Source organism: Massilia sp. CT11-108, from assembly GCF_047302915.1.
GTDB classification, from domain to species: domain Bacteria; phylum Pseudomonadota; class Gammaproteobacteria; order Burkholderiales; family Burkholderiaceae_D; genus Telluria; species Telluria orientalis.
Genome location: NZ_JBKYMO010000357.1, coordinates 1 through 6013 on the forward strand (window position 1 = coordinate 1; position 6013 = coordinate 6013).

At 67.1% G+C, this 6013-nt stretch carries 7 protein-coding genes; 1 reads left to right on the top strand and 6 read right to left on the bottom strand.

Annotated elements, in window-relative coordinates:
- The 4 genes from ACEN88_RS22670 to ACEN88_RS22685 form a co-directional block, all read right to left on the bottom strand.
- Window positions 1-969: PilW family protein (locus tag ACEN88_RS22670; RefSeq protein ID WP_413343244.1), on the bottom strand; the 969-nt coding region annotated here is incomplete at its 3' end.
- Complete coding sequence (locus ACEN88_RS22675) at window positions 966-1343, bottom strand: hypothetical protein (RefSeq protein WP_413343246.1); 378 nt, start codon at window positions 1341-1343, stop codon at window positions 966-968. The genes ACEN88_RS22670 and ACEN88_RS22675, both read right to left, overlap by 4 nt.
- Window positions 1340-1975 carry a Tfp pilus assembly protein FimT/FimU gene (locus tag ACEN88_RS22680; RefSeq protein WP_413343248.1) on the bottom strand — a complete coding sequence of 212 codons (636 nt, stop codon included), beginning with the start codon at window positions 1973-1975 and terminating at the stop codon, window positions 1340-1342. The genes ACEN88_RS22675 and ACEN88_RS22680 overlap by 4 nt, the downstream gene beginning before the upstream one ends.
- Window positions 1963-2403 carry a type IV pilin protein gene (locus ACEN88_RS22685; protein WP_413343250.1) on the bottom strand — a complete coding sequence of 147 codons (441 nt, stop codon included), beginning with the start codon at window positions 2401-2403 and terminating at the stop codon, window positions 1963-1965. Before ACEN88_RS22685 ends, ACEN88_RS22680 begins: the two co-directional genes overlap by 13 nt.
- A gap of 226 nt (window positions 2404-2629) precedes the next feature.
- On the opposite strand from ACEN88_RS22685, the gene ACEN88_RS22690 reads away from it, so the two are divergent.
- The gene (locus tag ACEN88_RS22690; RefSeq protein ID WP_413343252.1) at window positions 2630-2944 is read left to right on the top strand and encodes an MgtC/SapB family protein; all 315 of its coding nucleotides are present in this window, start codon (window positions 2630-2632) and stop codon (window positions 2942-2944) included.
- A 3-nt stretch (window positions 2945-2947) separates the two neighbouring features.
- On the opposite strand, the gene ACEN88_RS22695 is transcribed toward ACEN88_RS22690, so the two are convergent.
- Both ACEN88_RS22695 and ACEN88_RS22700 read right to left on the bottom strand, forming a co-directional pair.
- Window positions 2948-4219 carry an ATP-binding protein gene (locus tag ACEN88_RS22695; protein WP_413343254.1) on the bottom strand — a complete coding sequence of 424 codons (1272 nt, stop codon included), beginning with the start codon at window positions 4217-4219 and terminating at the stop codon, window positions 2948-2950.
- A 123-nt stretch (window positions 4220-4342) separates the two neighbouring features.
- The coding region (locus tag ACEN88_RS22700; RefSeq protein WP_413343256.1) for a glycoside hydrolase family 2 TIM barrel-domain containing protein at window positions 4343-6013 on the bottom strand (1671 nt) is incomplete at its 5' end.

Below are 6013 nucleotides of genomic sequence, written 5' to 3' on the forward strand. Positions count from 1 at the left end.
GTGCTCGACGGCCTTGCTGCGCGCGACGACGGCCAGGCGCACGGCGGCGATGTGTTGCCAGTCGCCCGCGTCGCCCACCGTGCCCGAACCGTCCGCATCGATCATCGTGGCCGTCCAGCGGTTCACCTGCAAGCCGTTCTGCGGCAGGAACGCGCTCCCCGTGCGGGTGTCGATGCCGTACTGGGCCTTGATGGAGACGATGTCCTCGGCCACGGTCGACGGCTGCCCCGCCGCGTCCACCGGCGCCGCCGCCTGCAGCTGCAGGTAGCCGTCCGCCACTGACCACGAGCGAAACGCCAGGTTCCCGGCCGGGCCGAGGTCGAACACGCGCGCGGCGTAGCCCTTGAACGTGGCCGTCGACGTGTTGTCGTTAAAGCGCATGCCGCCGCCGGACGCCAGCAGGACGCGCGTGGCCGTCTGGTCGTTGTCGGAACGCTGGACGAGACGGCAGTCGGCACCCGGCTGCTCGGGCGCGACGACGAGCACGTCGCCCTGGCTGAAACCGTACACGATGCGGTCCACGTCGAGCTGCGTGGCGCCGGCCGCAGCGTCGCTGGTCAGACGCAGCGTGGGCGTGCCGCCGACCGACGTGCCGGCATAGAACGAGATCCGGTCCGCGTCCGCACCGTGCGACTCGATCACGACGGGCGCAAGCGGCGTCACGGTCGCCGTGCCGCGCGGCGCGGGCGCCAGCTCGTATCCCGCCGTGTCGCTGAACTGCGTGTTGCAGCCGGCGATGATGGGATCGTTGAGGCCATAACCGGCATTACCCGCGTCGTTAGCGAGCGAGAACAGCGCGACCATCCCGTTCTGCATTTCGTCCGAGCCCCCCAGCGCGGTGCGGCGCGTCTGTTCGGCGCCCCCCACCATGCGCAGCGCAAACAGGAGTGCCAGCAGGCCGATGGCCACGCTGACCATCAGCTCGACGAGCGAGAAGCCCCCTGCCCGGCGCGATGGCGCGCGCATCATGTCGCCGCCGCCAGGTAGGACACGACCCGGTGCGCGTTCTGTGCCGCCCCCGTCTTGCGGGTCCAGGAAATCGTGATCGCCACGCGCGTGCGCCCGGCCGCGGGCGTCACGGCGATCACCACCTGCGCATTCGGGATACGCGCACGCGTGTCGTCGTACCACGGCTGCAGGCGCGCGTTCGGCGTCGCGCCCGCGGCCAGCGCGTACGCGCCCGCGTTCGGCAGGTCGACGGCCATCATGCCGAGCAGCCGGTCGGCCTGCTCGGCGTCGTCGGCATGCAGGCGCGGTCGATGGGCGCCCTGGCCGACCGCCAGCAACACGGCGGCGACGATGGATTCGATCAGGGCCATGCCCTGCTGGCGGCGTGCGATCATGGCGGGCACCCGCGGACGTCGTGCGCCGGCGCCGCCGGGTCGCAGATGGACGCGATGCCGGCCAGCGTCAACACGACGGCCAGCGGGGCGAAGGCGTGCGCGCGCGTGAGCGACGGCGCCATGTCGATCCGCGCGAGATACGGCGCGACGGCCGTATCGACCCAGCCCAGCGGCGTGAAATAGACTTCGGTGGCGCCGGACGGGCTCACGGCCTGCGCGAGGTCGCTCTCGCCCGGCATGGGGGGGGCGCTCGGGGCGTGGGCGGGGTGGGGGGGGGGGGGCGGGGGCGCCCCGCCCGCCGCGGGGGGGGCGCTCGACCAGCCGCCCGTCACGTCGTTGCACGGCGTGCCCGACGTCGGGAAGCAGATGTCGACGCGCCAGTCCATCTTGCCGTTGGCGGCGTTTTCGGTCAGCACGAGCCGGCTGTGGCTGTTGTGCGCGATCGCCGCGTTGCGCGCGAGCGTGAAGCCGTCCTGGTAAAACACGGCGGCCGCCAGCGCCTTGCGGCCCAGCAGCCAGTCCGACATGGACGGCAAGCCGACCGCGAGCACGATGCCCATGATGGCGACGACCACCGCGGCCTCGATCAGCGTGAAGCCGCGCGCCGCCGGCGGGAGCGTCACTGGGTGCACTGGCCACCCTTGCGGTCGATCCAGCACGACGTGCTCGTACCCCACCCGGTCGGCGCGGCCGTCGTCGCGCGGCTGCCGTTCTGGTCGACCGTGTAGACGAAGCCCGCCACCGGACCGGCACCCGTCGCCGTCACGGTGTACGCGGACGCGGTCGCGCCGCTCAGCGCGAACGTGAAGCTGGCACTGTTCGGCGGTAGCCGGTCGAAGCCGGCGTACGTGTGGGGACTGCCGTTGTTCCAGTAATCCTCGGCGGCGATCTGCACACTGCCGAGGCCCGAGAACGCTTCGGTCAGTCGCGCCCGTATCACGTAGTCGCGATAGGTCGGGACGGCGATGGCGCTGAGGATGCCGACGATCGCGACGACGACAAGGATCTCGATCAGCGTGAAGCCGCGTTCGCGCCGGGTGGTCAGGGAACGTGTTTTCATAAACATTGGGTGAAAGTTTCCGCGCGTCAATATTAGCGCAACCTCGCACGACGTGGTCGTAAAAAAGCGACGAAACCAGGCTTTTTGGACGGGAACGAGACAGTTTTTTTCGCATGTAATACGAGAAATTACGAATGTTTTAACAGGATTTATCAGATCCATAAGGCGCTCCGCGTGGTTGGCATCGAGGTGGCAGGATAGTGTTCTCTCGACAACAACGCGACGCATGGACTACCTCGACATCCTGTTGCGCCTGACGGTCTCGGTCCTTGTCGGCGGCATGATCGGCCTGGACCGCAACCTGCACGGCAAGCCCACCGGCATCCGCACCCTGGGACTCGTATGCCTGGGCGCCTGCGTGTGGATCACCGCGATCCTCGGCATCCTGTGCGGCATGGGCTCGTGGCAGATCGCCGCGATCGCCCTCGTCCTCGTGTTCGTCCTGTTCGTGTGCGGCAAGCCCATCGAGCGGGCGTTGCACCGGCGCTGGCTGGACAAGCCGGAACAGGAGAAGCAGGCGATCCGCCTGCATGAGGAATGAGCGTCAGGACGCCGGCGGCACCACCGGCAGCTTGATCGTGAAGACGGTGCCGACATCCGGCTTCGACGCCACGTCGATACGCCCGCCGTGCTTGTTGACGATGCTGTACGACAGCGACAGGCCGAGGCCCGTCCCGCTGCCCACCGGCTTGGTGGTGAAGAACGGTTCGAAGATGCGTTTCAGGTTGTCCTGCGGGATGCCGCAGCCGTTGTCGCTGATCTTCACCCACACCCAGCCCTCGCTCGCCCCGGTGGCGATCGTGATCACGCCCTTGTTCTTGATGGCCTGGGCGGCATTCACGAGCAGGTTCATGAACACCTGGTTCAGCTGCGAGGCCAGGCACTTGATTTCCGGGAGCTTGCCGTAGTGCTTCTCGACCGTCGCCTTGTACTTGATCTCGTTGGCGACGATGTTGAGCGTCGTGTCCAGGCCCGCGTGCACGTCCGCGTACTGCCAGTCGTTCTGGCCGACGTGCGAAAAATCCTTCAGCGCCTGGACGATGTCCTTCACGCGCTTCAGGCCGTCCATCGACTCGCTCACGAGGTCGGCGATGTCGTCCTTCAGGTAGCCGAGGTCGGCCTCGCGGTTGATCGCCTCGATCTGCGCCGTCAGCGCCGAGCCGGGCGCCGCCTTCTGCACCGCCTCGCCGTACGCGTCCACCACGTTCAGCAGCGTGTCCACGTAGTGCCCCAACGTCCCCATATTGGAGTTGACGAAGCCGATCGGGTTGTTGATCTCGTGCGCGACGCCGGCCGCCAGCTGGCCGATCGACGCCATCTTTTCCGACTGCAGCAGCTGCTCGTGCGCCTCGCTCAGGCGGGCGATCAGTTGCTGCTGTTTCTGCTCCATGTTCTTGCGCGAGGTGATGTCCGTCAGCGAGCCGATGACTTCCACCGGCGTGCCGTGCTCGTCGCGGATCAGGCGCAGGCGGTCGTGCATCCACACGAACTCGCCGCTCGCGGTGCGGAACCGGTATTCGTATGTGCGCTCGCCTTCCACGAACAGCTGGGCCAGGCTGGAAAAGATGCTCGGCGCGTCGTCCGGATGGAGATGGTCGAACCAGAAGTTCGGATCGGCCAGCATCTCTTCCGGCCGGTAGCCGAGGACGTTGTAGGCATTGTTGCTCACGAACGTCATCTTGAAGTCGCCGCTGGGCACGGTTGCGTAGATGATCGCCGGCGTGTTGTCGATCAGGTATTGCAGCCGGACCAGGGGCGACGCGGCTTCGGCCGGCGCGGGACTCGACGATAGCGATTCGAAAACTTCAAATTCCATGGCGATGGCTCGACATATTTACGGAAATTCCATTATCCGGAGGAAACGCCGAGCGTGGGGGCTTTCTTGAAACTCTTGCATGCAAGAGTTTCGGTCGCTATCGCCTGATTACAACAGTCGGCCTTACTGCGCCTGGGTGTCCAGTGTCACCTGCGCCCCTTCGAGCCCGTCGGCGCTGGCCGTCAGGGTCAGCTTGCCCGCTTCGCCCGCCTTCGTCTTCACGATGGCCAGCGCCAGGCCGTTGAAGGCCTTGCGCTGCGGCGACTGGAACGCTTCCAGGTCGGTCGCGTCGCCATTGTCCGTCGCGACGATCTCGCCCGGCCCGGACAGCTTGAAGGTGATGCGGTCATGCGAGCGCGGTACCTGACGGCCATCCTTGTCCGCGATCGTGACCGTCACGAACGACAAGTCCTTCCCGTCCGCGCGCAGCCTGGCACGGTCGGCCGACACGAGCAGCTTCGCGGGCGCGCCCGTCGTCGCGACGGTGTCCTCGGCCCAGCGCTTGCCCTTCTTGTACACGACCGCTTTCAAGGTGCCGGGCTGGTGGACGACGTCGTCCCAGCGCAGGCGGTAGTCGCGCGGGCCGCGCTTCTTGCGGCCCAGCGATTTGCCGTTCAGGAACAGCTCCGCCTCGTCGCCGGACGTGTACAAATGCACCGGCGTCACCTGGCCCACGCGCTCCGGCCAGTTCCAGTGCGGCAGCAGGTGCGCCATCGGCAGTTCCGGACGCCAGCGGGCCTGGTACAAGTAGAAGCGGTCCTTCTTGAAGCCGGCCAGGTCGATGATGCCGAAGTACGAGCTGCGCGACGGCATCGCGATCTTCTTCAGCGTCGCCAGTTCCTGCGCGGCGCGCGCCTGCTGGGCGGGATCGGTGAAGTTCAGCAGGTTCGTCGTGTCGTCGTTGTACGGCGTCGGCTCGCCCAGGTAGTCGAAGCCGGTCCACACGAATTCGCCCGCCACGAACGGATTGTCGTCCTGCCCCTTGAATTCGACGTCGGGCGACGTCGCCCACGGCGGCGCCGTCAGGTCGTAGCTGCTGACCTGGAAGTTGGCGGCGCCTTTCGATTTGTCGTCGCTGACCGGGAAGAAGTATTCGCCGCGCGAGCTGATCGTCGACGCGGTCTCGCTGCCGTAGATCGGCAGGTAGGGCGCGGACGCATGCATCTTGCCGTACTCGCCCGGCTTGTAGTTGTAGCCGAAGATGTCGACCACGTTCTGGAAGCCGTTGTAGCCGGAATCCGTGTGGTTGTATGCGGACGTGATCGGGCGCGTGCGGTCCTCGCCGCGCGCGATCTCGGCCAGGTGCGCGGCCAGCTTCCAGCCTTCCGGCTTGCCCTGCTCCGGGATCTCGTTGCCGGTGCTCCAGGCGATCACGCTCGGGTGGTTACGGTCGCGCCGGATCTGCGCGCGCAGGTCCTTCTCGTGCCATTCGTCGAACGACGTGTGGTAGTCGTTCGGCGTCTTCTTTTCGTGCCACATGTCGAACGCCTCGTCCAGCACGACGAAGCCCATGCGGTCGGCGAGGTCCAGCAGCTCCGGCGCCGGCGGGTTGTGGCTCGTGCGGATCGCGTTCGTGCCCATCTCGCGCAGCAGCTCGAGCTGGCGCTCGAGGGCGCGCTCGTTGATCGCGCTGCCCAGCGCGCCCAGGTCGTGGTGCATGCACACGCCGTTCAGCGGCACGCGCTGGCCGTTCAGCAGGAAGCCCTTGTTCGCGTCGAACACGGCGCTGCGGATGCCGAACGGGGTCTCGACGACGTCCGTCACCACCGTCACGGAAAACGGCCAGGTGACGGA

What these genes read in the sequence shown, in the direction of transcription:
- ACEN88_RS22675 (WP_413343246.1), bottom strand. Translation starts at nt 1,343, where the DNA reads ATGATCGCACGCCGCCAGCAGGGCATGGCCCTGATCGAATCCATCGTC.
- ACEN88_RS22685 (WP_413343250.1), bottom strand. Translation starts at nt 2,403, where the DNA reads ATGAAAACACGTTCCCTGACCACCCGGCGCGAACGCGGCTTCACGCTG.
- ACEN88_RS22690 (WP_413343252.1), top strand. Translation starts at nt 2,630, where the DNA reads ATGGACTACCTCGACATCCTGTTGCGCCTGACGGTCTCGGTCCTTGTC.
- ACEN88_RS22695 (WP_413343254.1), bottom strand. Translation starts at nt 4,219, where the DNA reads ATGGAATTTGAAGTTTTCGAATCGCTATCGTCGAGTCCCGCGCCGGCC.